2 protein-coding genes are annotated in these 984 nt (G+C 53.4%); both read left to right on the forward strand.

Annotated elements, in window-relative coordinates:
* Nucleotides 1–245, forward strand: a 245-nt coding sequence (locus tag KMS84_RS43560) for an EamA family transporter (RefSeq protein ID WP_256921222.1), incomplete at its 5' end; no start/stop codon positions are given.
* Between the two features lie 182 nt (nt 246–427).
* On the forward strand, nt 428–984 hold a 557-nt coding region (locus tag KMS84_RS43565), incomplete at its 3' end, for a Na+/H+ antiporter NhaA (RefSeq protein WP_256921223.1).

Here is a 984-nt window from a genome sequence, read left to right on the forward strand (position 1 = left end):
ACATCACAAGCCGAAATCTGTATTGGCTAGGACTGTCTGGCGTCACCACTGCCTTGTCATGGATCTTCTACTACAAGGCACTGAAAGTCGGGGATGTCGCCACGGTGGCACTGATCGATAAAGGTAGCGTGGTCGTTGCCATGCTGCTCGCCGGCCTGGTGCTTCGAGAGATCATCACGTTGCGCATGATCGCCGGTGCGGGCTTGATCGTGGCAGGTTTGTTGGTCATAGCTAAAAAGCCCTGACTAGCCTGCAAGTCAATGTTCTGCTCGGAGCATAACTCTGTACCACGCGTTCCAGAGCCCTAGGGGATAGGTTGAGTCTTATCTTAGCCTAGGACAATAACTGTTACAGGCTATTTGCTCAGCCATATTGATAAACCTCGGATGTTAAAATAATCGCTTTAGATCAAAGCGCAAGGAAACTGATGACCCACAATAGAACTTCCGCAGAAACCCCTAGAGCGGCTGCAATCTTGGCTCGCTTCCTGTCATCGGAATCCGCTGGAGGTCTTGTGTTGATGGGGGCAGCTTTGGCTGCGCTGATTGTCGCTAATTCGCCTCTATCCCAAGGTTACTTCGCAGCCTTGCACAGTGTCTGGTTGGGCATGTCTGTCGAGCATTGGGTCAACGATGGCCTGATGGCCATCTTCTTTCTAATGGTCGGCCTGGAGATCAAACGAGAAGTGCTGGCAGGTGGACTTTCCACCTGGGGCCAGCGTGCCTTGCCGGGATTTGGTGCTATAGGCGGCATGGTTGTGCCTGCGCTGATATACATCGCAATAAACTGGGGTAATACTGAGACCTTGAAGGGCTGGGCCATCCCAGCCGCTACCGACATCGCATTCGCCCTGGGCGTCTTGTCGCTGCTGGGTAAGCGAGTCCCGACTTCGCTGAAGGTTTTTCTCGCTGCCTTGGCGATCATTGACGACCTGGGGGCTGTGGTCATCATCGCTTTTTTCTACACCACTGGTCTTTCCATGCC

It is taken from the genome of Streptomyces hilarionis, from assembly GCF_024539675.1.
Classification (GTDB): Bacteria; Actinomycetota; Actinomycetes; order Streptomycetales; family Streptomycetaceae; genus Streptomyces; species Streptomyces hilarionis.